Genomic DNA, 22,770 nt, shown 5'->3' on the forward strand with positions numbered 1-22,770 from the left:
TAGGCAAAGGGGGTTCAGTGCCAATGGCTTGAACCCTTTTTTGCTGCCCGAACTTCTAGGAGCAACACATGAAAGTGCCAACCCGTTTGATCGCTGGCCTGGGCATCTTGATGATCAGTGCCAGCCCGCTGCTGCACGCCGATGAACGAGATCAGCGAGATGAGGGCCATCGGGGCGAGTATCACCAGGACAACGGCGAGCACAATGATCACGGCCGCGATGAGCACTATGACCGTCACGACGGCCAACGTGAAGATCATGGCCCCCGCCGACCGCCAGAGAATTTCGATGAAGCGCGTCGGTCCTTCCATGAACACCGTGAGTTCATAGGCCGTGGACGTCCTTTGCCAGAGGACTTTCGTATCGAACGAGGCCGGCCACTGCCCTACGGCTATGGCGAACGCCTGGACCCGCGTGCGCTGGAACAGCTGCCACGTTACGACGGTTATGAATGGCGTCGCGTAGGCCCAGACGTGGTGCTGATCGCGATAACCACCGGTGTGATCTACACCATCCTCGACGGCGTGCTGAACTGATCGGCTAGCGTTCGAACAGCGACAACTTCAGGGGCCTCACGGCCCCCATCCATATCGCGTGGTCGCGGTGATCAGCCAGATCATCGCCAGTCAGCGGGTGGAGAAACACCACCAGCCCCTTGCGATTGAGTGCCAGCCACAGCACAACATCGGCCAGCTGAGCGTGTTCAAACGCCAGCTGGCAGCTCCAGTCCGGGTGCGGGCCGACCGGCCGTTCATGCACCCGCCCCATCTTCAGCGCAAAACGCTGCGCCGCCTCTTCGCACAACGCACGGGCCTGATCGATGCTCTGTGCGTCGAAATAAACATGGGCGTGATAGCCCTGAACACCCTGCATGGCTCAATCTCCAGAGAACGCCTGCGCGGTCTCGAACTGCCGCTGTAAAAAACAGGTCTGAACTTTAGAGTGAAGTTATCCACAGACAAGGATTATTTGCCATGAAGAATGCCGAAACTCCGGTTCTGAAGCTGGTTCTGTACGGCGCCATCAGCAGTTTGGGCAGCGCCTTGATGGCAGAACTCCTGCGTCGTCAGCACGAGGTCATCGCCATTCTCGACGATCTTAACGCCTTGGCGTCGCGTCCTGGACTACGAACCAAAGTCGGCAACCTGTTCGACGCCGAGCGGGTCAGCCAAAGCGTGGCCGGTTGCTCGGCGGTGGCTTGCCTGCTAAATGCCCGTGTATTGCCAGTCGGCGGTGACGCCTCGCGACCCGATGTCAACCCGGCACCTGTCGATCAGGTCATGGCGACTCAGACGTTGATTGCCGGCATGCAGCGCATGGGCATCAAGCGGCTGGTGTTGGTCGGCGATTTTGCCGTGCTCGATGAGGCATCTGAAATGGACGTGCAACAGCGAAGTGCAGCCGAGAAAATCGTTGAGTTATTGCACAGCAGCGAACTGGACTGGACCTTGGTCAACACACCGCATGGCGCGCTCGGACTGAGCATCGAGCACTTCAACCAGATCAGCGACACCCTGGAACCGAGTCTCGCCGAGCCGTTGCAACGATTGGAGCGGGTAGCGGCGGGCATCGCCGATGAACTGCGCCTGAATCTGCATATTCGCGAGCATGTGAATTTTGTGTTCTGAATGAAAATCGCAGGCAAGCCTGCTCCCACAGGGGATCGGATAGCTTCTGTGGGAGCAGGCTTGCCTGCGAAAGTCACACCGCAATCGACGGCAACGGTCGACCGGCCAACAAATCCCCGCTCTGCGCCTGTTCGGTCGCCAGCCAGTCGACGAATTGCTGCACCAGTTGCAGCCGTCGTTTACGCTGGGGCAATACCACGTAATAACCGTAGGCCGAGATGGCGGTGGCGGCGATGGGCCGACAGAGCAGCCCTTGTTCCAGCAGCGCATCGACCAGATGCCGCCAACCGATGGCAACGCCCTGACCGGCAATCGCCGCCTGAATCAGCAGGGTGTAGTTGTCGAAGCGCAACTGGCCGGGCGCTGGGGCCTGGTGGATATTCAGCGCACGGAACACGCCGCTCCAGTCGAACCAGTTGCTGCTGCCTTCGCCGCGCAAGTGCAACAGCGGAAACTCCAGCAATGCCTCAGTAGGCAAGGGTAGCGGGCGGCCAGCGAGCAGTTGTGGGCTGCACACCGGGAACACTTCTTCGCTGAACAACCAACGGCTTTCGCCCTGTTTGAAACGTCCATCACCGAACAACACCGCGACGTCGACATCGGCGCGCAGCATGTTGTGACTGCGCTCGCTGGTGACCAGGCTGACGTCCACATCCGGGTTGGCCTGGTGAAAACGATGCAGGCGCGGCATCAGCCAATAGGCGGCAAATGCAAAGTCGGTGGCGACTTGCAGCACCTCATGCTGGCGCTGAGCGGTGATCGCATTCAAGCCGCCATCGATGGACTGCAATCCTGCCTGCACATAACCAAACAACACCTCGCCAGCTTCCGTCAGCTCGATGCCCCGGTAAATTCGGTCGAACAACCGCGTCGCCAGTTGTTCCTCCAGGCGTTTGATTTGCTGACTGACCGCAGGCTGAGTGGTGCCCAGCTCGACCGCAGCGGCAGTAAAGCTGCGCTGTCTTGCCGCGGACTCAAAAGCACGCAGCAGATCCAGCGACAAGTCACCAAGGGCGTCATACATAAGCTGGCCTTATCCTAGGTATTGTTTTGCATGGGCTTTACCGCCCCAGCCAAGGGTCGCATTCTCAAGCGCAGCACTCTCGCATAAATATCCACTATGGAATGCCGCGAATACATGAAGCGCAAGAACATTCTTTTCATCATGGCCGATCAAATGGCCGCGCCGATGTTGCCGTTTTACGCCTCATCTCCTGTCAAGATGCCCAATCTCAGCCGCCTCGCCGCCGAAGGCGTGGTATTCGATGCCGCCTATTGCAACAGCCCGCTGTGCGCGCCATCACGTTTCACTCTGGTCAGCGGCCAGCTCCCAAGCAAGATCGGCGCCTACGACAATGCGGCAGACTTCCCCGCGGACGTGCCGACTTATGCCCATTATCTGCGCCGTCTCGGCTACAAGACCGCACTGTCCGGCAAAATGCACTTTTGCGGCCCGGACCAACTGCACGGCTACGAAGAACGCCTGACCAGTGATATCTACCCCGCCGATTACGGTTGGGCCGTGAATTGGGACGAGCCGGATGTACGGCCGAGCTGGTATCACAATATGTCGTCGGTACTGCAAGCCGGCCCTTGTGTGCGCACCAATCAGCTGGATTTCGACGAAGAGGTGGTGTTCAAGGCCCAGCAATACCTGTTCGATCACATCCGCGAAGAGGGTGATCAGCCGTTCTGCCTGACCGTATCCATGACCCACCCGCACGACCCGTACACCATCCCGAAAACGTTCTGGGACATGTACCGCGACGAAGACATTCCGCTGCCGCAACCGCATGCCGATCAAGCCAGCCAGGACCCGCATTCGCAACGCCTGCTCAAGGTGTATGACCTGTGGGACAAGCCGCTGCCTGTGGATAAGATTCGCGATGCACGCCGCGCCTATTTCGGTGCGTGCAGCTACATCGACAGCAACGTCGGCAAGCTGCTGCAAACCCTCGAAGACACGGGCCTGGCCGACGACACCATCATTGTGTTCTCCGGCGATCACGGCGACATGTTGGGCGAGCGTGGCCTCTGGTACAAAATGCACTGGTTCGAGATGGCGGCCCGGGTACCGCTGCTGGTCTACGCGCCGGGGCAATTCAAGGCCGGGCGAGTCAGCGCAGCCGTGTCCACTGCCGATTTGCTGCCGACCTTCGTCGCACTGGCCGAGGGCGAACTGGAAGCCGGCCTACCGTTGGATGGCCGTTCGCTGGTGCCGCATTTGCTGGGCGAAAACGGGCACGACGAAGTGTTTGGCGAGTACATGGCCGAAGGCACCATCGGCCCGCTGATGATGATTCGTCGCGGCGCTTATAAATTCATCTATTCGGAGCAGGACCCTTGCCTGCTGTTCGATGTGCACAACGATCCGCAAGAACAGGAAGAGCTGAGCCAGTCATCGGCGCATCAGCAACTGTTCACTGATTTTCTGGCCGAAGCACGGGCCAAGTGGGACATACCGGCGATACACCACCAGGTACTCGCCAGCCAGCGCCGTCGGCGTTTCGTCGCCGAGTCGCTGGCAATCGGCAAGCTGAAGAGTTGGGATCACCAGCCGCTGGTAGACGCCAGTCAGCAATACATGCGCAACCATATCGACCTCGACGATCTGGAGCGCAAGGCACGTTATCCACAACCCTAACCCTGCCAAAACCAAGAAAACCAAAGGGGCACAACCATGATGAAGTTATCCACAACACTGGCGGTCGGTTTCATAGCCTTGAGCAGCGTTTCCGCCTACGCCGAGCAAAGTTGCAGCACAGTGAAGATGGCTGATCCAGGCTGGAGCGATATCGCTGCGACCAACGCCATTACCGGCGTCTTGCTGGATGGCATGGGCTACAAGGCCAAGATCGACACGCTGGCAGTCCCGATTGCATACGGTGGCCTCAGGGATGGCCAAGTGGATGTCTTCCTCGGCAACTGGATGCCAGCCCAGCAGGGCTTTTACGACAAGTTCGTGGCCAATGGCGAGGTCACGCAATTGGCCAAGAACCTGGACGGCACCGAGTTCACCCTCGCCGTGCCGGATTACGTCTGGGACGCAGGTGTGCATAACTTTGCCGACCTGAACAAATACGCTGACAAGTTCGGCAAGAAAATCTATGGCATCGGCTCCGGCGCGCCAGCCAACCTTTCGCTGCAAACAATCATCAAAAAGAACGAGTTCGACCTGGGTCAGTGGAAGCTCGTCGAATCCAGCGAACAGGCGATGCTGGCCGAAGTCGGTCGCAACGTGAAGAAACAGAGCTTCGTGGTATTCCTCGGCTGGACCCCGCATCCGATGAACGTGCAGCTGAAAATGCACTACCTCAAAGGTGGCGAGGCTTATTTCGGCGATACCGGCAGCGTGCATACCCTGACCCGCAAAGGCTATGCCGAAGCATGCCCGAACGTTGGCAAATTACTGACCAACCTGAGCTTCACTCAGGAAATGGAAAACAGCATCATGGCTGACGTGGCGAACAAAAAAATCACCAATACCGAAGCGGCCAAAGCCTGGATCAAGGCCAACCCGGCCGTTCTGGACAAATGGCTGGATGGCGTAAAAACCATCGACGACAAAGATGCGCTGAACGCTGTGAAAGCGACCCTTTAAAGGCTGAAACCTCGCTTCTGTAGGAGCTGACTTGTCTGCGAACTAGTGCGAAGCACTAGCAAAACCAGCTGAACGCGGAATCTCAGACTCACCGCGTTGGCCACTTCGCAGACAAGACTGCGCGTCCCGGTCTCTCCTACGGCCTTCGGCCAGAAGCAAACCAGCCTTGCACCAAATCCGCTAAAACTTCACCCTCACGCTTTGCAAAAACTACCGAGAGATTCATGGGTTGGCTCAATCGCCACAAATTCTTGCCTTTCCTCGCCTGGCTCCCCCAGCAAACCCGCGCCAGCGTTGGTCGTGATGCGCTGGTGGGGCTGAGCGGGGCGATTCTGGCACTGCCGCAATCCATTGCTTACGCCTTGATCGCAGGGCTGCCACCGGAGTACGGCCTGTACGCGGCCATCGTTCCGGTGTTGATCGCCTGCTTATGGGGCTCGTCGTGGCACCTGATCTGCGGGCCGACGGCTGCGATCTCGATCGTGCTCTACACCAGCATCAGTCCGCTGGCGGTGCCGGGCAGTCAGGACTACATCACCCTGATCCTGCTGCTGACCTTCATCGGCGGGGTTTTTCAATGGCTGCTGGGGCTGCTGCGCTTCGGTGCATTGGTGAACTTCGTCTCGCACTCGGTGGTACTGGGCTTCACGTTGGGCGCCGCCGTGGTCATTGCCTTGGGGCAACTGCCGAACCTGTTCGGACTCGACGTGGCCAGCCAGTCCACTGCACTGAAAAGCCTGACCACACTGCTTGAGCTTCGAGGCCAGATCGACCAGCCCTCCTTGATACTTGGCTTGCTGACCCTGACCTTGGGCGCAACGTTAAAATACCTGCTGCCGCGCTGGCCCACCCTGTTGATCAGTCTGGTGGCAGCCGGTTCATTGGTTTGGCTGTGGCCGGAAAAATTTGGTCACGTAAAACGGGTCCACGACTTTGTCGGGCACTTGCCGCCGTTCAGCAAGCTGCCGCTGGATCTGGAACTGATTTTGAAACTGCTGCCCAGCGCCGTGGCTGTGGGCATGCTCGGGTTGGTGACCAGCCTGTCGATTGCCCGCTCGTTGTCTGCGCGTTCGCAGCAACTGCTCAACGCCAACCAGGAAGTGCGCGCGCAAGGCCTGTCGAACATGGTCGGAGCATTGTTCTCCGGTTACCTGTCGGCCGGCTCGTTCACCCGAGCGGCCTTGAGTTACGACGCGGGCGCGCGCTCGCCATTGGCCGGGGTATTTTCCGCGCTGTGGGTGGCGCTGTTTGCCGTATGCGGTGCGTCGTTGATCTCACACATTCCGATTCCAAGCATGGCCGCGTCGATTCTGCTGATTTGTTGGGGGCTGGTGGACCGTCGCGGGATTCGTGCCCTGTTTCGCGTCAGCCACCCGGAGTTTGCGGTGATGGCGTTGACCTGCTTGGCCACACTGCTGCTGGAGTTGCAGACTGCGATCTACGCCGGCGTGCTGGCCTCTCTGTTCTTCTACCTCAAGCGCACCTCACAGCCGCGAGTACAGCAGTGGCGCGATGGCGACGACGATATCCTGCGCGTCGGCGGGTCGATTTTTTTCGGCGCCAGCCACTACCTGCAAACCATCCTGCAACGCAGCAAGGGATCCCGCGTGGTGATCGATGCGCAACAAATCAACTTCATCGACTATTCAGGTGTGGAAATGCTGCACCAGGAAGCCCGACGCCTGAACCGCCAGGACCGCAGCCTGACCCTCAGAAGCGCCCGACCGCACGTCGTTGAAGAGCTGCGCAAGCTGGAAGGGGCAGATCACTGCCCGATCCTGTTCGAGGACTAGCCTTCAGGCGCTCGCCAACTGGCGTCGCAGCTCAGCCAATACCGGTGCCGTGTCCGGACGCACGCCGCGCCACAGATAGAAGGCTTCAGCAGCCTGTTCGGCGAGCATGCCCAAGCCGTCCAATACGTGGGCGGCGCCATGTTCGGTGGCCCAGCGGCAGAATGGCGTCGGCTCTTTGCCATACATCATGTCGTAGCAGACTGTGTGGCCGGACTGAATCAGGCTTGGCGCAATCGGCGGCAGCTCACCGGCGAGGCTGGCGGACGTGGCGTTGATGATCAGGTCCACCGGCTCTTCCAGCCAATCGAAACCGCTGGCGAACACCGGTCCCAGATCGGCGAATTGATGCGCCAGCTGCTCGGCTTTTTCCACCGTACGGTTGGCGATCACCAGCACCGCTGGTTTTTCGGCCAATAGCGGCTCCAGCGCGCCACGGACTGCACCGCCGGCACCGAGCAATAGAATGCGCTTACCCAGCAGGCTGAAGCCGGCATTCACTGTCAGATCCCGCACCAGCCCGGCGCCATCGGTGTTATCGCCCAGCAGACGGCCATCGACGCCTTTGCGCAACGTGTTCACCGCTCCAGCGCGTTGGGCGCGCTCGGTCAAGCTGTCGGCCAAACGAAAGGCTTGCTCCTTGAACGGCACAGTGACATTGGCACCACACCCTTTGCGAAAGAACGCCTGAGCGCTACCGGTGAAATCGTCCAGCGGCGCGAGCAGGGTGCTGTAATCCAGCTGCTGGCCGGTCTGCTCGGCAAACAGGCGATGAATCAGCGGCGATTTGCTGTGGCCGATTGGGTTACCGAAAACGACGTAGTGGTCCATTGGTATTCCTGATTCTTTTTGTTGTGTCTGAAAAACCGCCTTCGCAGCGGGACGCGTAGTTGCAAGCCTGCTCCCACACAGGCTGTGTGAAAACCTCCGCGACCGATTAACTGATTAAAAACCGACCTGAAAATCGCGTTCCTACGTGAAATCCAGGTCTGTCCAGCAGCCGATCTATTTCTGAATTGACGTACGAACGCGCAGTTCAGTTTTCTGTTGGGGTTTTCACACAGCCTGCACAGGGGTATGCAGAGCTACTGTGGGAGCAGGCTTGCCTGCGAAGAAGCTGACGCGGTCGTTCAGGCCTGCGCCAACCAATCCCGATCCTGCAAGAAATACTCGGTCAGGCGCGCTTCTTCGCTGCCCGGTTCGGCTTTCCAGTTGTAGCCCCAGCGCACTTGCGGCGGCAGCGACATCAATATCGATTCGGTACGCCCACCCGACTGCAGACCGAACAGCGTGCCGCGGTCGTACACCAGATTGAACTCGACGTAACGGCCACGACGAAATTCCTGAAACTCGCGCTGTTGCGCGGTGTAGACCGTGGCCTTGCGTCGCTGGACGATGGGCAGATAAGCGTCGATGTACGCATCACCGATGGCCCGCAGGAAGGCAAAGCTGGTGTCGAAATCCCACTGATTCAGGTCATCGAAAAACAGGCCGCCAATCCCGCGCGGCTCGTGGCGATGCGTGATGTGGAAGTAGCTGTCGCACCAGGCCTTGTAACGGGGATAGACATCGGCCCCGAACGGCGCACAGGCCTGCTCGGCGACACGGTGCCAATGCACGCAATCTTCTTCCACGCCGTAATAAGGCGTCAGGTCGAAACCACCGCCGAACCACCAGACCGGCTCTTCGCCTTCTTTTTCGGCGATGAAAAACCGCACATTCGCGTGGGAAGTCGGCACATGCGGGTTGTGCGGGTGAATCACCAAGGACACACCCAACGCCTCAAAACCGCGCCCGGCCAACTCAGGCCGATGGGCGCTGGCTGAAGGCGGCAGGCTGCTGCCGAACACATGGGAGAAATTGACCCCGCCTTTTTCGATCAGCTCGCCGTTTTCGATCACCCGCGTGCGCCCGCCTCCGCCTGCCGGCCGCGTCCAGGCATCCTCAACGAAGCGCGCGCGGCCATCTTCGCTTTCCAATGCGTTACAGATCCGGTCTTGCAGGTCGAGCAGGTAGGCCTTAACGGCCTCGGTGCGGGTAGTCATCGGGTCACCTTGAAACGTCACTGAGCCACCGGGATTACGGGGGGTGGCAAATTGGCGCGTAGCATACCACTGGCGTCATGGCCGCCGCAGTTGACGAGGATCAAGGGAAGGAGTCCGATAGCGCTTTTCGCATCAACCTTTTTCGCATTTCTTGTTTCAACTCATCCTCGGAGAGAACAGATGGCAAAGCGTATCCAGTTCAGCACCCTTGGCGGCCCTGAAGTACTTGAGTATGTAGACTTCGAACCCGCGGAACCGGGCCCACAGCAGGTGCGTCTGCGCAATAAGGCGGTGGGTCTCAATTTCATCGACACCTATTTCCGCAGCGGTCTGTATCCGGCGCCTTCGATGCCGTCAGGTCTGGGCAGCGAAGGCGCGGGCGTGGTCGAAGCAGTCGGTAGCGAAGTCAGCCAATTCAAAGTCGGCGACCGGGTGGCGTATGGCAGTGGCCCGCTGGGCGCTTACAGCGACGTGCATGTGATTCCTGCGGCCAATCTGGTGAAGTTGCCGGACTCGATCAGCTTCGAACAAGCCGCGGCCGTGATGCTCAAGGGCCTGACTGTGCAGTATCTGCTGCGTCAGACCTATGCGGTGCAAAGCGGTGAAACCGTGCTGTTCCATGCGGCAGCGGGCGGTGTCGGTTCGCTGGCCTGCCAATGGGCCAAGGCGCTGGGCGTGAAGCTGATCGGCACCGTCAGTTCGCCAGAAAAAGCCGCACACGCCAAAGCACTCGGTGCCTGGGAAACCATCGACTACAGCAAAGAAGACGTGGCCAAGCGGGTTCTGGAATTGACCAATGGCAAAAAATGCCCGGTGGTGTACGACGGTGTGGGCCAGGACACCTGGCTGACCTCGCTCGATTGCGTGGCGCCGCGCGGCTTGTTGGTCAGCTTCGGCAATGCGTCGGGGCCGGTGGATGGGGTCAATCTGGGGATCCTCGCGCAGAAGGGCTCGCTGTACGTCACTCGCCCGACGCTGGGCACTTACGCGAACAATGCCGAGAACCTGCAGACCATGGCCGACGAACTGTTCGCGATGATCACCAGCGGCAAGATCAAAGTCGATGACATCCAGCGCTACGCCTTGAAAGACGCAGCCAAGGCGCAAACCGAACTCAGCGCCCGGCGCACCACAGGCTCGACGATTCTGATCCCTTAGTAGGCCGGACAGCCCTAGCCCGGACGAACTATTTCGCCGGTGACCAGATCACGAATCAGACTGGGGTGCTTGCGGCCGCCCAGCGCACCGCCAAGCACCATATCGAGTTCCCCCCGAAAATACTGCTCCACTCGAATGCGCGTCCGGGCAGCCGGACGCCCGAGCGGGTTGGCGGACGTCGAGACCAGCGGCCCAACCAACGCGCACAATTCGCGCACTTGTGGATGATCGCTGACGCGCAGCGCCACGGTGTCGTGGATGCCGGTGATCCATTCGGGCAGCAAATTCTGATGCGGCACCAGCCAGGTATTGGGGCCGGGCCAAGTGGCGGCCATACGATCGAGCCAGGTTTCGGGGAAGTCCTCGAAGAGAAAGTCGAACTGACGGATGTTGTCGGCAACCAGGATCAGGCCTTTATCCACAGGCCGGGATTTGATCGCCAACAACCGATACACCGCGTCTTCATTCCATGGATCACAGCCCAGCCCCCACACCGCCTCGGTTGGGTAGGCAATCACCGCACCGGCTCGAATCTCTCGTGCGGCTTGTTGCACACGCCAACTGCTGACCATTCGCTATCTCTCCGGTAAAGACTGCACGCAGTTTAACCTCAGCGCATGCGGCCAAACCATCGTCCCGCCTCACAGCTTATGCGCCCGTCCAGCTCTAGCTCGGTCAATGCAGCCAATACCTTGGGCAACGGCCAGCCGCTGGATAGAGCCAACGCCTCGCTGGTGTGCGGCGCCGCATGCAATAAATCCAGCAAGGCATGGCCGGCAAAGACGGGGGTTGCGGGTGCGGCCGGGAGTGGGGATAGGGCGTTATCCACATTTTGCCAACCGCGCAGGGCTTCAAGGATGTGCTCGACGGTTTCAACCAGCACCGCGCCATCGCGAATCAATTGATGGCACCCGCGTGCGCCGGGGTGATGAATCGAACCAGGAATCGCGTACACCTCTCGGCCCTGTTCCGCCGCCAGACGCGCGGTGATCAATGACCCGCTAGCGACGCTGGCCTCAACCACCAGCACGCCCAGCGACAGGCCGCTGATGATTCGATTGCGTCGGGGAAAGTTGCTCGGTTGCGGTCCCGCGTCCAACGGGAACTCTGAAACGACGGCACTGCCTTGGGCGCTCATAGCGGCCGCCAGCTGTCGATGGCGCTGTGGATAAAAATTTTCGAGACCGGTACCCAAGACGCCGATCGTCTGCCCGCCAACGTCCAAAGCACCTTGATGAGCCGCGCCATCGATACCCAGCGCGAGGCCACTGGTGATGACAAAACCGGCACCCGCGAGACTCCGGGCGAAAGCGGCGGCGGTGTCCAATCCCGGCTTTGAAGCGCGTCGGCTGCCGACCATTCCCAACTGCGGACGCTCGAGGATGCTCGGGTCTCCCGCCACAAATAACAGCGGTGGCGCATCGGCAATTTCAGCCAGCAGCGCAGGGTAGTTGGGGTCGTCCCACATCAGTAAATGCTGGCCGGGACGCTCCAGCCAGGCCATCGCGGCACTGGCGCCATCGCGTACCTGCGGGCTGCGTCGGGCCTCCGCGCAAGCCCCGGGAAAGCCCAAAGCACGCCAGGCACTGGCCGGTGCGCTGAGCGCAGCCGAAGCCGAGCCAAAGGCACCAATCAGCTTATGAAAGCGTTTGGGACCCACTTCTGGCAGACGATGCACGCGCAGGCGCGCTTCGAGTTCGGCGGGTGAAAAAGCAACAGTATCGAATAGCGGCATAGATCTTCCTTGATCTGTAGCGCCTCGTTAATAATCAGGACAACCTGTGGATAACTCTGTTAGTAACTATTTGATAAGTTCATGTTCGGTGGAAAAAAACATGTACCAATTCTGAAACATAGCACTACGGATTTCGCACCTTGTCCATGACCGTCAAAGAACGCGAGGCATTGAGTACCAAACCATAGCTGAGCTTTTCATAAGTGCGAAAAACCATCAGCAGACCCGAGCGCTCATCCGGGATTTTCACCCGCTCACCCGTCACTTGGTCACGGACCAGTTCGCCGGTCTTGTAGATCGCCAGCACGTTGCCTTCGACCAGGCCATCACGTCGGCCCCGATCCAGTGTCACCACGTCGAGTTCACCAATCTGCGTCACCCCGCGCGGCACATCGATAATCAGGCCTTCAATCTCGGTTTGCGGCGTGCTGGGCATGAAGGTCGAGTTGATCGACCGTTCTTCGCTGGTGAACAGCCGGTCGCCCAGACGCACTTCCTGGGTCGAACGCTGCAGCACCAGAGTCGCGACATCGCCTTCGTTGGCAACGATTTCGCCGCTGCCTATATCGTCGGCGTTAATCCCGAGAAACATTCCGGTCACCGGGTCAATGTAGGTTTTGCCCTGCCGGAAGATGCCATAGGCCGAATGCGTCGGGTCGAATTTGCCACGCGCGTAGATCCGGTCACCCATGCCGCTGAGTACCCGTTCTGCGTTACCCGCGACGATGTACGGTGCTTTCTGGAAGTCGGCGACGTCATCGACAATGCGGTTGCTGAGCAGAAAGCTGTTGATCGCGCCAAGCGGAATACTCGGGATCGCTTCGGCCATCGGCGTGGTGCGGATTCGTGGCGACAGTTTGATGGTGCCGCGTGACGCGCCGCGATTGAGCACTACCCGTGGCTGTCCATCGACATACACCAGAGACAAGGAGTCACCGGGGTAGATCAGGTCAGGGTTGGCGATTTGCGGATTGGCTTTCCAGATTTCCTTCCATTTCCACGGCTCGCGTAGAAATTTGCCGGAAATGTCCCAAAGCGTGTCGCCCTGTACGACGGTGTAGTTCTGCGGATGTCCTTCCCTGAGTTGCACTTGCGCCTGACATAGGCCAGCAGAGGCCAACAGCAGCAGGGCGAGTAGTGATTTCCTCATGCGGTGAATCCCTTTATCATATGGCTTCGCGTGAAACATTCAGAGCCCCGGAGGCTCGGGTTTTGCAAGATTGCTATCTTCTGCCTTCCGCGTCCGAAGCCTAGCAGCCAACTTTCGACTTTACCCTACAAGTGCAGCTCTAACGTATATGGCTATTTTAAACATTCTGGAATTTCCCGATTCGCGCCTGCGCACCATCGCCAAACCTGTGGCCGTGGTCGACGACGGCATTCGCCAGTTGGTCGATGACATGTTTGAAACCATGTACGAAGCGCCAGGCATCGGTTTGGCCGCGACTCAGGTCAACATACACAAGCGTGTCGTGGTCATGGACCTGAGCGAAGATCGCAGCGATCCACGGGTGTTCATCAACCCCGAGTTCGAAACCCTGACCGACGAGACGGAGCAGTATCAAGAAGGCTGCCTATCGGTGCCAGGCTTCTATGAAAACGTCGACCGTCCACAGAAGGTCAAGATCAAGGCCCAGGACCGCAACGGCCAGCCGTACGAGCTGATCGCCGAGGGTTTGCTGGCCGTGTGCATCCAGCACGAGTGCGATCACCTGAACGGCAAATTGTTCGTCGATTACCTGTCCAGCCTCAAGCGCGACCGGATCAAGAAGAAGCTGGAAAAGCTGCATAAGCAGAACGCTTGATCTCTACTCAAACCTCATTCGAACTGTAGGAGCTGCCGGAGGCTGCGATCGACCCGGGGTCGCGTCCGACCGAAGCGGTAGCAATAGCTGATATCGCTGAAGGCCGTGCCGGCCTTATCGCAGCCTTCGGCAGCGCCTACAGGTCCGCATTTTTCCTTTCTACGAGAAGCCCATGACTGAGCCACTGCGCATCGTCTTCGCCGGCACCCCCGAATTTGCCGCCGAACACCTCAAGGCTTTGCTCGACAGCCCCTATCATGTGATTGCGGTCTACACCCAGCCTGATCGCCCGGCTGGCCGCGGGCAAAAGCTGATGCCCAGCCCGGTCAAACAGCTGGCTGAACAACACGGTATCGCGGTATTGCAACCGCCAACCCTGCGTGATGCGGGCGCTCAAACCGAACTGGCCGCGCTCAAGCCCGACTTGCTGGTAGTGGTCGCCTACGGCCTGATCCTGCCGCAAGTGGTGCTGGATATCCCACGCTTGGGCTGCATCAACAGCCACGCTTCGCTGCTGCCGCGCTGGCGCGGTGCCGCGCCGATTCAACGTGCGGTAGAAGCGGGCGACGCCGAAAGCGGCGTAACCGTCATGCGCATGGAAGCTGGCCTGGACACCGGGCCGATGCTACTCAAGGTCACGACCCCGATCACCGCCGACGACACCGGTGGCAGTCTGCATGACCGTCTCGCCGAACTCGGCCCGCCCGCAGTGATTCAGGCCATCGCCGGTCTGGCCGATGGCACATTGCTCGGTGAAACCCAGGACGACGCCCTGGCGACCTACGCCCACAAGCTGAACAAGGACGAAGCGCGCATCGACTGGAGCCGCCCGGCCATCGAACTGGAGGGTCTGGTGCGTGCGTTCAATCCGTGGCCGATCTGCCACAGCACGCTCAATGGCGAAGCGTTGAAAGTGCTGGCAGCCAGCCTCGACGAAGGGCAGGGCGCACCGGGTGAAATTCTCTCCGCCAGCAAGGACGGTTTGATCGTGGCCTGTGGACAACAGGCTTTGCGCCTGACTCGCCTGCAATTGCCGGGTGGCAAAGCGCTGAATTTCGTCGACCTGTTCAACAGCCGTCGTGAGAAATTTGCGGTTGGCACTGTTCTTGGTTTCATAGCGCCAGACCAGACGGTGCAGGGCCAATGAATCCGCGTCTCGCCGCCGCCAAGGCCTTGGCCGCCGTACTCAGCGGCAAAGCCTCACTGAACAGTTCACTGCCCACCCAACTGGACAAAGTCGACGCCCGTGATCGCGGTTTGACCCAAGACCTGGCCTTTGGCACCGCTCGTTGGCAGCCGCGACTGTCCGCCCTGTCGGCGAAGCTGCTGCAAAAACCCTTTAAAAGCGTCGATGCCGATGTAGAGGCATTGCTGCTGGTGGGCCTCTATCAATTGCTCTACACCCGCATCCCTGCCCACGCAGCCATCGGCGAAACCGTTGGCTGCGCCGACAAGCTGAAAAAGCCTTGGGCCAAAGCGCTGCTCAATGCCGTACTGCGGCGCGCGCAACGGGAAAGCGAAGCGCTGTTGGCCGAGCTGGAACACGACCCAGTGGTCCGCACCGCGCACCCGCGTTGGCTGCAAAAAGCCTTGAAGGCTTATTGGCCTGAGCAGTGGGAAGCGATCTGCGCTGCGAACAATGCCCATCCGCCGATGATCCTGCGGGTCAATCGCCGTCACCACAGCCGTGACGCGTACCTGCAAAAACTGCAAACCGTCGGCATCGAAGCCCACGCCTGCACCTTCAGTCAGGACGGCATCCTGCTGAGCGAACCTTGCGACGTGCGCTCTCTGCCCGGCTTTGCCGAAGGCTGGATCAGCGTGCAGGACGAAGCCGCGCAACTGGCCGCCGACCTGCTGGAATTGGTACCCGGCCAGCGCGTACTCGACGCGTGCTGCGCCCCAGGCGGGAAGACCTGCCATCTGTTGGAGGTACAACCGCTGCTGGCTGGCGTGGTCGCGGTGGATCTGGAAGCCAAACGCCTGATCCGCGTAAGGGAAAACCTAGATCGACTGGGTTTGAGCGCCGAGCTGATTGCCGCCGATGCCCGCGACACCCAGCAATGGTGGGACGGCAAGCCTTTCCAACGCATTCTGCTTGATGCGCCGTGTTCGGCGACGGGCGTGATTCGTCGCCACCCGGATATCAAGCTGACCCGTCAGGCCGACGACATCCCGGCACTCGCCGCGCTGCAAGGCGAATTGCTCGACGCGCTGTGGCCGACCCTGGAAGTCGGCGGCATCCTGCTGTACGCCACCTGTTCGACCCTGCCGATGGAAAACACCGAAGTGGTCGAGGCGTTCCTCACTCGCACACCCGGCGCGCGCGAACTGGATATCGCCGGCCAGCTCGGGCAACAGCCGCCCGGCCTGAAACAACCGCACGGTCGCCAACTGCTGGCTCAGGAAGGCGGCCATGATGGCTTCTACTATGCCAAGCTGATCAAGATCGCAGCCAAAAACGGCTAAACCCGCATTGTAGGAGCGCGCTTGCCCGCGATCGGCTGCGGAGCAGTCGCAAAATCAGCGAACTCGATTCTGGCAATAGAACTGTGCTCAGCATTTTCGGGACCGCTTCGCGGTCCATCGCGGGCAAGCGCGCTCCTACAATTGACCGAGTTTTCTGCGCGACAGCGCGGCGTCGAAGACGGGGCGGAATCTCCTACATGTATAAAAGGCGAACACCATGATCGAATCACTGGAAAAAATGCTCGCCAAGGGTGTGGATAACGCATTGCTGCGTTTCGGTTTGGGCAAGGCTTATCTGGACGCAGCGGATTACGCTAAAGCGGCGGAGCATCTGCAACATTGCGTGGTATTCGACCCTAAGTATTCAGCGGCCTGGAAAATTCTCGGCAAAGCGCATCTGGGGTTGGGTGATATCGCAGCGGCAACGCTGGCCTGGGAGCAGGGTATTCAGGCGGCCCAGGCCCATGGTGACAAACAGGCGGAAAAGGAGATGGTGGTATTTCTGAAGAAACTTGAACGGCAGGCCTCCAAACCGTAACTGTGGATAACTAAAGGCCCTCTAGTTATCCACAGCGGCGCAGCCTCAATACCAGCGTTTTTCGCCCGCAGGACGCTTTTTGAAGCGCTTCATCGTCCACATGTACTGGCTGGGATAAGCCCGCACGTACTTTTCAACGACCTGACTCATGGCCGCGACCGAAGTTTCGGTATCGGTGCTGTACATGGCTTCGGGGGCGGCTTCAAGAACCACCTTGTAACCCGAACCATCGGGCAGACGCATGGCGTGCAGGAATACACCCACCGCTTTACCACCGGCCAACATGTTGGGCACGAATTTGCTGGTCAACGCTTGTATGGCGCAGAAGGGCACGAAAATACCTGCCGATTCGGCTGGCTCAGGATCGGCCGGAATGCCCACCGAGCCGCCTTTGCGCACTTCCTTTATCACGCTGAGAATGCCTTCCTTGGTCGAGGCCGCCACGCGATTGCCCAGTTGCACGCGCTGCTTGCGCAGCAGCTCGTCCACCGCCTTGAGTTTCGGCGGCCGATAAAAAATGATCGGTTTGCACTGGCTGCAATAGAAGTGATTAAGCACTTCCCAGTTACCCAAATGGCTGGTGATGCCGACCACGCCTTTACCCGAGGCCAGCGCGGCTTCCAGCACTTCAAGCCCTTCGACTTCACGCACCAGGTCGATTGATTTTTGAGCGGGCCAGATCCAGGCGCAGGCGCTTTCGGTCAAGGTCTTGCCGATGTCCATCAGGCTGCGCCCGACCAGTTGCTCACGTTCGACGGCGTTCAGCTCGGGAAAACATTTGGCCAGGTTGATGCGCACTATTTCCCGCGACTTATTGGGCAGCTTCCACATCAGCCAGCCGAGAGCGCCGCCAACCCACTGCACCACTCGCCATGGCAACAGGGCAAATAACCGCAAAAGCCCGACCAGAAGGGCACCTTTGAACTTATCCACAGATCACTCCCGAATTCGCAAGGCCGCTATTGTACCCATCAGCGGCCGAGGACGGCGTATCGATCACAATCCTGGGTGTGATCCATGACCATGCCTGAAGCCTGCATAAAGGCATAACAGATGGTCGGCCCGACAAAGGTGAAGCCCGCTTTCTTCAGGGCTTTGCTCATCGCTTCGGCTTCAGGCGTGATCGCCGGAACCTGGCTGCGATCAGTGAAGTGATTGACCTTGGGTTGCCCGCCCACGAAAGACCACAGCCACTTCACCGGATCCTCCTGAGCCAGCCAGGCCCGGGCGTTGCGCCGGGCGGCATTGAGTTTCAGGCGGTTGCGAATGATGCCGGGGTCGAGCATCAGCGCTTCGATGTGGGCGTCGCTCATCTGCGCCAATTGCTGCACATCAAAGCCGAACAGCACTTCACGATAGCGCGCGCGTTTCTTCAAAATCGTGATCCACGACAGGCCTGCCTGGAACCCTTCGAGCAATAACAACTCAAAGAGCTTCTGCGCATCGCGCAAGGGCACGCCCCACTCCTGATCGTGATAAGCGATATACAGCGGATCTTCGTTGCACCAAAAGCAGCGTGGCATAGGGCTCCAGGGGTGGAGGCGCGGCTGAATCGGGTATACTCCCGCTCTTTAAATCGCAGCCCCCAGTACAGGTGAATTTCGTGAGCCAGCCTACGCCAGCCGTGCGTACCTTCCAAGACTTGATCCTCGCCCTCCAACAATACTGGGCCGAGCAAGGTTGTGTGGTACTTCAGCCCTACGATATGGAGGTCGGCGCCGGCACTTTCCATACCGCCACGTTTCTGCGCGCCATCGGCCCGGAAACCTGGAACGCCGCTTATGTACAGCCCAGCCGTCGTCCGACTGACGGCCGCTACGGCGAAAACCCGAACCGCTTGCAGCACTACTACCAATTCCAGGTGGTCTTGAAGCCGAACCCGGACAACTTCCAGGAGCTGTACCTCGGCTCCCTGAAGCACGTCGGCCTTGATCCACTGGTGCATGACATTCGTTTCGTCGAAGACAACTGGGAATCGCCGACCCTTGGCGCCTGGGGACTGGGCTGGGAAGTCTGGCTCAACGGCATGGAAGTCACTCAGTTCACCTACTTCCAGCAAGCAGGCGGCATCGAGTGCTACCCGGTGACCGGCGAAATCACCTACGGTCTGGAACGTCTGGCCATGTACCTGCAAGGTGTCGACTCGGTCTATGACCTGGTCTGGACCGACGGCCCGTTCGGCAAAGTGACTTATGGCGACGTGTTCCACCAGAACGAAGTGGAACAGTCGACCTATAACTTCGAACACGCCAACGTCGAAAAACTGTTCGAGCTGTTCGATTTCTACGAGAGCGAAGCTGCGCGCCTGATTGAGCTCGAGCTGCCATTGCCGAGCTACGAAATGGTGCTCAAGGCATCGCACACCTTCAACCTGCTGGATGCACGCCGGGCGATTTCGGTCACCGCGCGTCAGCAGTACATCCTGCGTGTACGCACGCTCGCTCGCTCGGTCGCGCAAGCCTATCTGCAAGCCCGGGCCAAGCTCGGCTTCCCGATGGCGCCACCGGATCTACGTGATGAAGTGTTGGCTAAGCTGGAGGCTGCACAATGAGTGCTCAAGATTTCCTGGTTGAATTGGGCACCGAAGAACTGCCTCCGAAAGCCCTGAATACTCTGGGTGACGCGTTCCTTGCCGGCATCGAAAAAGGCTTGCAGGCCGCAGGCCTCAGCTTCAGCGCCAAGCGGGTATACGCTGCACCGCGTCGTCTGGCGGTGCTGATCACGCAACTGGCCACACAACAAGCCGATCGCAGCGTCAACCTCGATGGTCCGCCGCGTCAGGCAGCCTTCGATGCTGAAGGCAATCCGACTCAAGCCGCGCTAGGCTTCGCCAAGAAGTGCGGTGTCGAGCTGAGCGAAATCGATCAGAGCGGGCCAAAGCTGCGTTTCAGCCAGAACATCGTTGGCAAGCCAACGATCAGCCTGCTGCCGACCATCGTTGAAGATTCGCTCAACGACCTGCCGATCCCCAAGCGTATGCGCTGGGGTGCACGCAAAGAAGAATTCGTGCGTCCAACCCAATGGCTGGTGATGCTGTTCGGCGATCAGGTAATCGACTGCACCATCCTCGCCCAGACGGCTGGCCGGGATTCCCGTGGTCACCGCTTCCATCACCCGGAAAGCGTGCGCATCACTTCGCCCGCCAACTACCTGCAAGACCTGCGCAGCGCCTATGTATTGGCTGACTTCGCCGAGCGTCGTGAGCTGATCAGCAAACGTGTTGCTGAATTGGCAACGATGCAGGAAGGTACCGCGATCGTTCCGCCGAGCCTGCTCGACGAAGTGACCGCCCTGGTCGAATGGCCTGTGCCGCTGGTGTGCTCGTTCGAAGAACGCTTCCTGGAAGTGCCGCAAGAAGCGCTGATTATCACCATGCAGGACAACCAGAAGTATTTCTGCCTGCTGGATGCCGACGGCAAGTTGCTGCCACGCTTCATTACCGTGGCCAACATCGAGAGCAAAGACCCGACGCAAATCATTTCCGGTAACGAGAAGGTGGTTCGCCCACGTCTGACCGATGCCGAGTTCTTCTTCAAGCAGGACAAGAAGCAGAAGCTGGAAACCTTCAATCAACGTCTGCAGAACGTGGTGTTCCAGGCACAGTTGGGCAGTGTTTTCGACAAAGCCGAACGCGTTTCGAAGCTGGCGGCATTCATTGCGCCGCGTATCGGTGGCGACGCTCAGCGCGCCACACGCGCAGGCCTGCTGTCCAAATGCGATCTGGCGACCGAGATGGTCGGTGAATTCCCGGAAATGCAGGGCGTTGCCGGTTATTACTACGCGTTGGCCGATGGCGAGCCTGAAGACGTCGCACTGGCACTGAACGAGCAATACATGCCACGTGGCGCCGGCGCCGAACTGCCAAGCACCTTGACCGGTGCAGCGGTGGCTATCGCCGACAAGCTCGATACCCTGGTCGGCATCTTTGGTATCGGCATGCTGCCCACCGGCAGCAAAGACCCGTATGCACTGCGTCGTGCTGCCCTGGGCGTTCTGCGGATCCTGATCGACAAGAAGCTGGACCTCGATCTGGTGCAAACCGTGACCTTCGCCGTCAACCAATTCGGCACGAAGATCAAACCTGCCGGCCTGGCCGAGCAAGTGCTGGAGTTCATTTTCGACCGCCTGCGCGCGCGTTATGAAGACGAAGGCGTCGATGTCGCTACGTATCTTTCGGTAAGGGCTCTACAACCGGCTTCAGCCCTTGATTTCGATCAGCGGGTTCAGGCGGTGCAGGCCTTCCGTAAGCTGCCAGAAGCTTCGGCGCTGGCGGCGGTGAACAAGCGTGTGTCGAATCTGTTGAGCAAGGCGCAAAGCGGAATCTCCAGCACTGTCGAACCTAAATACTTCGATAACGCCAACGAGTTCTCTTTGTACTCGGCGATCCAGCAAGCGGATCAAGCCGTGCACCCGATGGCAGCAGCGCGTCAGTACACTGAAGCCTTGGCGCGGCTGGCCGCTCTGCGTGAGCCGGTCGATGCGTTCTTCGAAGCCGTGATGGTCAACGCTGAAGACGCCAGTGTGCGTGCCAATCGTTATGCATTGCTGGCCCGCTTGCGCGGCTTGTTCCTCGGCGTTGCCGACATTTCGCTGCTGGGATGATCTTGAAGGCGCAAGTTTTGAAGGGGCGGGGCTTGAAGCTGCTGATTCTCGATCGGGACGGGGTGATCAATCATGACTCCGACGCTTACATCAAGTCGGTGGAGGAGTGGATTCCCATTCCTGGCTCGATCGAGGCCATCGCGCAACTGAGCAAGGCCGGCTGGACGGTGGCGGTTGCCACCAACCAGTCTGGCATTGCCCGCGGGTTTTACGATGTCGCCACTCTCGATGCCATGCATGCGCGCTTACGCGAGCTGGTGGCAGAACAGGGTGGTGAAGTCGGTTTGATCGTTTATTGCCCACACGGCCCGGACGAAGGCTGCGACTGTCGCAAGCCAAAACCGGGCATGCTCAAAACTATTGCCAACCACTACGCGGCAAATCTGGCGGGTATCTGGTTTGTTGGTGATAGTAAGGGTGACCTGGAGGCGGCTCTGACCGTCGACTCTCAGCCAGTTTTGGTAAAGACCGGCAAAGGTCTGAAAACAATGAACAATCCTTTGCCCGCAGGCACTTTGATTTTTGACGATCTGGCGGCAGTTGCCGCAGAACTTATCCACACTTGCAAATAGACGGGCAATGCCCGCAACGGTAAAAGCAACTATGTCGATCATGCAGGCAATCAGAACCTTCTTCTTTTACCTGCTGTTGGGCACCACTTCGCTTCTGTGGTGCACACTGAGTTTCTTTGTCGCCCCGTTTTTGCCGTTTCGCGCCCGCTACCGTTTTATCAACGTGTACTGGTGCCGTTGCGCCCTGTTGCTGACACGGGTGTTTCTGAACATTCACGTTGAGGTAAAAGGTCAGGAAAATGTCCCACAACAACCCTGCGTGATTCTGTCCAATCACCAGAGCACCTGGGAAACCTTCTTCCTCTCCGCGCACTTCCAGCCTCTGAGCCAAGTGCTCAAGCGTGAACTACTGTACGTACCGTTCTTCGGCTGGGCCATGGCGATGCTGCGACCGATCGCCATCAACCGTGACAACCCCAAGGCCGCACTCAAACACGTCGCCAAAAGGGGTGACGAGTTGCTCAAGGATGGCGTATGGGTGCTGATCTTTCCGGAAGGCACTCGCGTCCCTTATGGGCAGATGGGCAAGTTTTCCAGGGGTGGCACAGCGCTGGCGGTGAACGCAAATCTGCCGGTTCTGCCGATTGCGCACAACGCAGGCAAGTACTGGCCGAAAGAAGGCTGGGCAAAAAAGCCGGGCACTATTGAAGTGGTCATAGGCGAGCCGATGTATGCCGAGGGCACTGGACCACGCGCCATTGCTGCGCTTAACGACCGGGTCGCGGCCTGGAATGAAGCAACACAACGCGCCATGGGCTCGACGGTTGCACCAGCGCCGAGCGGAGAAAACGCGGCTGCGTAGCATCTGTGGATAACCTGTGCACCAA

Annotated in this window: 23 protein-coding genes; 14 read left to right on the forward strand and 9 right to left on the reverse strand. The window is 59.3% G+C overall.

The features are described 5' to 3' along the window. Window positions 1–68: 68 nt before the first annotated feature. On the forward strand, window positions 69–536 hold the full coding sequence (locus tag AC1MEE_RS25410) for an anti-virulence regulator CigR family protein (protein WP_480412249.1): 468 nt from the start codon (window positions 69–71) through the stop codon (window positions 534–536). A gap of 4 nt (window positions 537–540) precedes the next feature. Here AC1MEE_RS25410 and AC1MEE_RS25415 read toward each other — a convergent pair whose 3' ends face one another. Then, complete coding sequence (locus AC1MEE_RS25415; protein ID WP_480412250.1) at window positions 541–873, reverse strand: DOPA 4,5-dioxygenase family protein; 333 nt, start codon at window positions 871–873, stop codon at window positions 541–543. A 101-nt stretch (window positions 874–974) separates the two neighbouring features. On the opposite strand from AC1MEE_RS25415, the gene AC1MEE_RS25420 reads away from it, so the two are divergent. Beyond that, window positions 975–1,628: an NAD(P)-dependent oxidoreductase gene (locus AC1MEE_RS25420; RefSeq protein WP_480412251.1), complete on the forward strand. Its 654-nt coding sequence runs from the start codon at window positions 975–977 to the stop codon at window positions 1,626–1,628. Between the two features lie 73 nt (window positions 1,629–1,701). On the opposite strand, the gene AC1MEE_RS25425 is transcribed toward AC1MEE_RS25420, so the two are convergent. Continuing rightward, a complete protein-coding gene (locus tag AC1MEE_RS25425) occupies window positions 1,702–2,652 on the reverse strand; it encodes a choline sulfate utilization transcriptional regulator (protein WP_480412252.1) in 951 nt (316 codons plus the stop codon). Between the two features lie 114 nt (window positions 2,653–2,766). Here AC1MEE_RS25425 and betC point away from each other — a divergent pair, with 114 nt between their 5' ends. The 3 genes from betC (at window position 2,767) to AC1MEE_RS25440 (ending at window position 7,022) form a co-directional block, all read left to right on the forward strand. Continuing rightward, a complete protein-coding gene (gene betC / locus AC1MEE_RS25430; protein WP_480412253.1) occupies window positions 2,767–4,272 on the forward strand; it encodes a choline-sulfatase in 1,506 nt (501 codons plus the stop codon). 36 nt (window positions 4,273–4,308) lie between these two features. Then, window positions 4,309–5,229 carry a choline ABC transporter substrate-binding protein gene (choX, locus tag AC1MEE_RS25435; protein WP_480412254.1) on the forward strand — a complete coding sequence of 307 codons (921 nt, stop codon included), beginning with the start codon at window positions 4,309–4,311 and terminating at the stop codon, window positions 5,227–5,229. Window positions 5,230–5,453: 224 nt separating this feature from the next. Then, window positions 5,454–7,022, forward strand: coding sequence for a SulP family inorganic anion transporter (locus tag AC1MEE_RS25440; RefSeq protein WP_480412255.1), 1,569 nt, complete (start codon window positions 5,454–5,456; stop codon window positions 7,020–7,022). A 3-nt stretch (window positions 7,023–7,025) separates the two neighbouring features. Here the strand turns inward: AC1MEE_RS25440 and aroE are convergent, their stop codons facing one another. Together aroE and hemF are read right to left on the reverse strand one after the other, a co-directional pair. After that, window positions 7,026–7,850, reverse strand: coding sequence for a shikimate dehydrogenase (gene aroE, locus AC1MEE_RS25445; RefSeq protein ID WP_480412256.1), 825 nt, complete (start codon window positions 7,848–7,850; stop codon window positions 7,026–7,028). Between the two features lie 299 nt (window positions 7,851–8,149). Then, complete coding sequence (gene hemF / locus AC1MEE_RS25450; RefSeq protein ID WP_480412257.1) at window positions 8,150–9,064, reverse strand: oxygen-dependent coproporphyrinogen oxidase; 915 nt, start codon at window positions 9,062–9,064, stop codon at window positions 8,150–8,152. A 180-nt stretch (window positions 9,065–9,244) separates the two neighbouring features. Here hemF and AC1MEE_RS25455 point away from each other — a divergent pair, with 180 nt between their 5' ends. After that, entirely contained in the window at window positions 9,245–10,222 is a 978-nt protein-coding gene (locus AC1MEE_RS25455; RefSeq protein WP_480412258.1) for an NADPH:quinone reductase, read from the forward strand. Window positions 10,223–10,236: 14 nt separating this feature from the next. On the opposite strand, the gene tsaC is transcribed toward AC1MEE_RS25455, so the two are convergent. From tsaC to AC1MEE_RS25470, 3 genes are all read right to left on the reverse strand, one after another. Then, on the reverse strand, window positions 10,237–10,794 hold the full coding sequence (tsaC, locus tag AC1MEE_RS25460) for an L-threonylcarbamoyladenylate synthase type 1 TsaC (RefSeq protein ID WP_480412259.1): 558 nt from the start codon (window positions 10,792–10,794) through the stop codon (window positions 10,237–10,239). A gap of 38 nt (window positions 10,795–10,832) precedes the next feature. Continuing rightward, on the reverse strand, window positions 10,833–11,957 hold the full coding sequence (gene dprA / locus AC1MEE_RS25465; protein ID WP_480412260.1) for a DNA-processing protein DprA: 1,125 nt from the start codon (window positions 11,955–11,957) through the stop codon (window positions 10,833–10,835). A 124-nt stretch (window positions 11,958–12,081) separates the two neighbouring features. Then, window positions 12,082–13,107 carry a LysM peptidoglycan-binding domain-containing protein gene (locus tag AC1MEE_RS25470; RefSeq protein ID WP_480412261.1) on the reverse strand — a complete coding sequence of 342 codons (1,026 nt, stop codon included), beginning with the start codon at window positions 13,105–13,107 and terminating at the stop codon, window positions 12,082–12,084. 148 nt (window positions 13,108–13,255) lie between these two features. Here AC1MEE_RS25470 and def point away from each other — a divergent pair, with 148 nt between their 5' ends. From def to AC1MEE_RS25490, 4 genes are all read left to right on the forward strand, one after another. Further along, on the forward strand, window positions 13,256–13,762 hold the full coding sequence (gene def, locus AC1MEE_RS25475; RefSeq protein WP_480412262.1) for a peptide deformylase: 507 nt from the start codon (window positions 13,256–13,258) through the stop codon (window positions 13,760–13,762). A 172-nt stretch (window positions 13,763–13,934) separates the two neighbouring features. Then, window positions 13,935–14,909, forward strand: coding sequence for a methionyl-tRNA formyltransferase (fmt, locus tag AC1MEE_RS25480; protein ID WP_480412263.1), 975 nt, complete (start codon window positions 13,935–13,937; stop codon window positions 14,907–14,909). After that, complete coding sequence (gene rsmB / locus AC1MEE_RS25485) at window positions 14,906–16,231, forward strand: 16S rRNA (cytosine(967)-C(5))-methyltransferase RsmB (protein WP_480412264.1); 1,326 nt, start codon at window positions 14,906–14,908, stop codon at window positions 16,229–16,231. Before fmt ends, rsmB begins: the two co-directional genes overlap by 4 nt. 217 nt (window positions 16,232–16,448) lie before the next feature. Continuing rightward, complete coding sequence (locus tag AC1MEE_RS25490) at window positions 16,449–16,769, forward strand: hypothetical protein (RefSeq protein ID WP_480412265.1); 321 nt, start codon at window positions 16,449–16,451, stop codon at window positions 16,767–16,769. A gap of 45 nt (window positions 16,770–16,814) precedes the next feature. Here AC1MEE_RS25490 and AC1MEE_RS25495 read toward each other — a convergent pair whose 3' ends face one another. Further along, a complete protein-coding gene (locus AC1MEE_RS25495; RefSeq protein WP_480412266.1) occupies window positions 16,815–17,702 on the reverse strand; it encodes a lysophospholipid acyltransferase in 888 nt (295 codons plus the stop codon). A 38-nt stretch (window positions 17,703–17,740) separates the two neighbouring features. Next, a complete protein-coding gene (locus AC1MEE_RS25500; RefSeq protein ID WP_480412267.1) occupies window positions 17,741–18,292 on the reverse strand; it encodes a DNA-3-methyladenine glycosylase I in 552 nt (183 codons plus the stop codon). Between the two features lie 80 nt (window positions 18,293–18,372). Between AC1MEE_RS25500 and glyQ the strand changes: the two genes are divergently transcribed. The 4 genes from glyQ to AC1MEE_RS25520 are packed head-to-tail and all read left to right on the forward strand — an operon-like array spanning window position 18,373 to window position 22,745. Further along, window positions 18,373–19,320, forward strand: coding sequence for a glycine--tRNA ligase subunit alpha (gene glyQ, locus AC1MEE_RS25505; RefSeq protein ID WP_480412268.1), 948 nt, complete (start codon window positions 18,373–18,375; stop codon window positions 19,318–19,320). Continuing rightward, complete coding sequence (gene glyS, locus AC1MEE_RS25510) at window positions 19,317–21,371, forward strand: glycine--tRNA ligase subunit beta (protein WP_480412269.1); 2,055 nt, start codon at window positions 19,317–19,319, stop codon at window positions 21,369–21,371. The genes glyQ and glyS overlap by 4 nt, the downstream gene beginning before the upstream one ends. Beyond that, complete coding sequence (gmhB, locus tag AC1MEE_RS25515; protein ID WP_480412270.1) at window positions 21,368–21,943, forward strand: D-glycero-beta-D-manno-heptose 1,7-bisphosphate 7-phosphatase; 576 nt, start codon at window positions 21,368–21,370, stop codon at window positions 21,941–21,943. The genes glyS and gmhB overlap by 4 nt, the downstream gene beginning before the upstream one ends. A 31-nt stretch (window positions 21,944–21,974) precedes the next feature. Beyond that, window positions 21,975–22,745 carry a lysophospholipid acyltransferase family protein gene (locus AC1MEE_RS25520; RefSeq protein ID WP_480416340.1) on the forward strand — a complete coding sequence of 257 codons (771 nt, stop codon included), beginning with the start codon at window positions 21,975–21,977 and terminating at the stop codon, window positions 22,743–22,745. Window positions 22,746–22,770 lie beyond the last annotated feature (25 nt).

This window comes from Pseudomonas sp. ASL3, assembly GCF_056680425.1.

Excerpts from the sequence above, each read along its gene's own strand:
- AC1MEE_RS25410 (WP_480412249.1), top strand. The coding sequence starts at position 69 with ATGAAAGTGCCAACCCGTTTGATCGCTGGCCTGGGCATCTTGATGATC.
- AC1MEE_RS25415 (WP_480412250.1), bottom strand. The coding sequence starts at position 873 with ATGCAGGGTGTTCAGGGCTATCACGCCCATGTTTATTTCGACGCACAG.
- AC1MEE_RS25420 (WP_480412251.1), top strand. The coding sequence starts at position 975 with ATGAAGAATGCCGAAACTCCGGTTCTGAAGCTGGTTCTGTACGGCGCC.
- AC1MEE_RS25425 (WP_480412252.1), bottom strand. The coding sequence starts at position 2,652 with ATGTATGACGCCCTTGGTGACTTGTCGCTGGATCTGCTGCGTGCTTTT.
- betC (WP_480412253.1), top strand. The coding sequence starts at position 2,767 with ATGAAGCGCAAGAACATTCTTTTCATCATGGCCGATCAAATGGCCGCG.
- choX (WP_480412254.1), top strand. The coding sequence starts at position 4,309 with ATGATGAAGTTATCCACAACACTGGCGGTCGGTTTCATAGCCTTGAGC.
- AC1MEE_RS25440 (WP_480412255.1), top strand. The coding sequence starts at position 5,454 with ATGGGTTGGCTCAATCGCCACAAATTCTTGCCTTTCCTCGCCTGGCTC.
- aroE (WP_480412256.1), bottom strand. The coding sequence starts at position 7,850 with ATGGACCACTACGTCGTTTTCGGTAACCCAATCGGCCACAGCAAATCG.
- hemF (WP_480412257.1), bottom strand. The coding sequence starts at position 9,064 with ATGACTACCCGCACCGAGGCCGTTAAGGCCTACCTGCTCGACCTGCAA.
- AC1MEE_RS25455 (WP_480412258.1), top strand. The coding sequence starts at position 9,245 with ATGGCAAAGCGTATCCAGTTCAGCACCCTTGGCGGCCCTGAAGTACTT.
- tsaC (WP_480412259.1), bottom strand. The coding sequence starts at position 10,794 with ATGGTCAGCAGTTGGCGTGTGCAACAAGCCGCACGAGAGATTCGAGCC.
- dprA (WP_480412260.1), bottom strand. The coding sequence starts at position 11,957 with ATGCCGCTATTCGATACTGTTGCTTTTTCACCCGCCGAACTCGAAGCG.
- AC1MEE_RS25470 (WP_480412261.1), bottom strand. The coding sequence starts at position 13,107 with ATGAGGAAATCACTACTCGCCCTGCTGCTGTTGGCCTCTGCTGGCCTA.
- def (WP_480412262.1), top strand. The coding sequence starts at position 13,256 with ATGGCTATTTTAAACATTCTGGAATTTCCCGATTCGCGCCTGCGCACC.
- fmt (WP_480412263.1), top strand. The coding sequence starts at position 13,935 with ATGACTGAGCCACTGCGCATCGTCTTCGCCGGCACCCCCGAATTTGCC.
- rsmB (WP_480412264.1), top strand. The coding sequence starts at position 14,906 with ATGAATCCGCGTCTCGCCGCCGCCAAGGCCTTGGCCGCCGTACTCAGC.
- AC1MEE_RS25490 (WP_480412265.1), top strand. The coding sequence starts at position 16,449 with ATGATCGAATCACTGGAAAAAATGCTCGCCAAGGGTGTGGATAACGCA.
- AC1MEE_RS25500 (WP_480412267.1), bottom strand. The coding sequence starts at position 18,292 with ATGCCACGCTGCTTTTGGTGCAACGAAGATCCGCTGTATATCGCTTAT.
- glyS (WP_480412269.1), top strand. The coding sequence starts at position 19,317 with ATGAGTGCTCAAGATTTCCTGGTTGAATTGGGCACCGAAGAACTGCCT.
- gmhB (WP_480412270.1), top strand. The coding sequence starts at position 21,368 with ATGATCTTGAAGGCGCAAGTTTTGAAGGGGCGGGGCTTGAAGCTGCTG.
- AC1MEE_RS25520 (WP_480416340.1), top strand. The coding sequence starts at position 21,975 with ATGTCGATCATGCAGGCAATCAGAACCTTCTTCTTTTACCTGCTGTTG.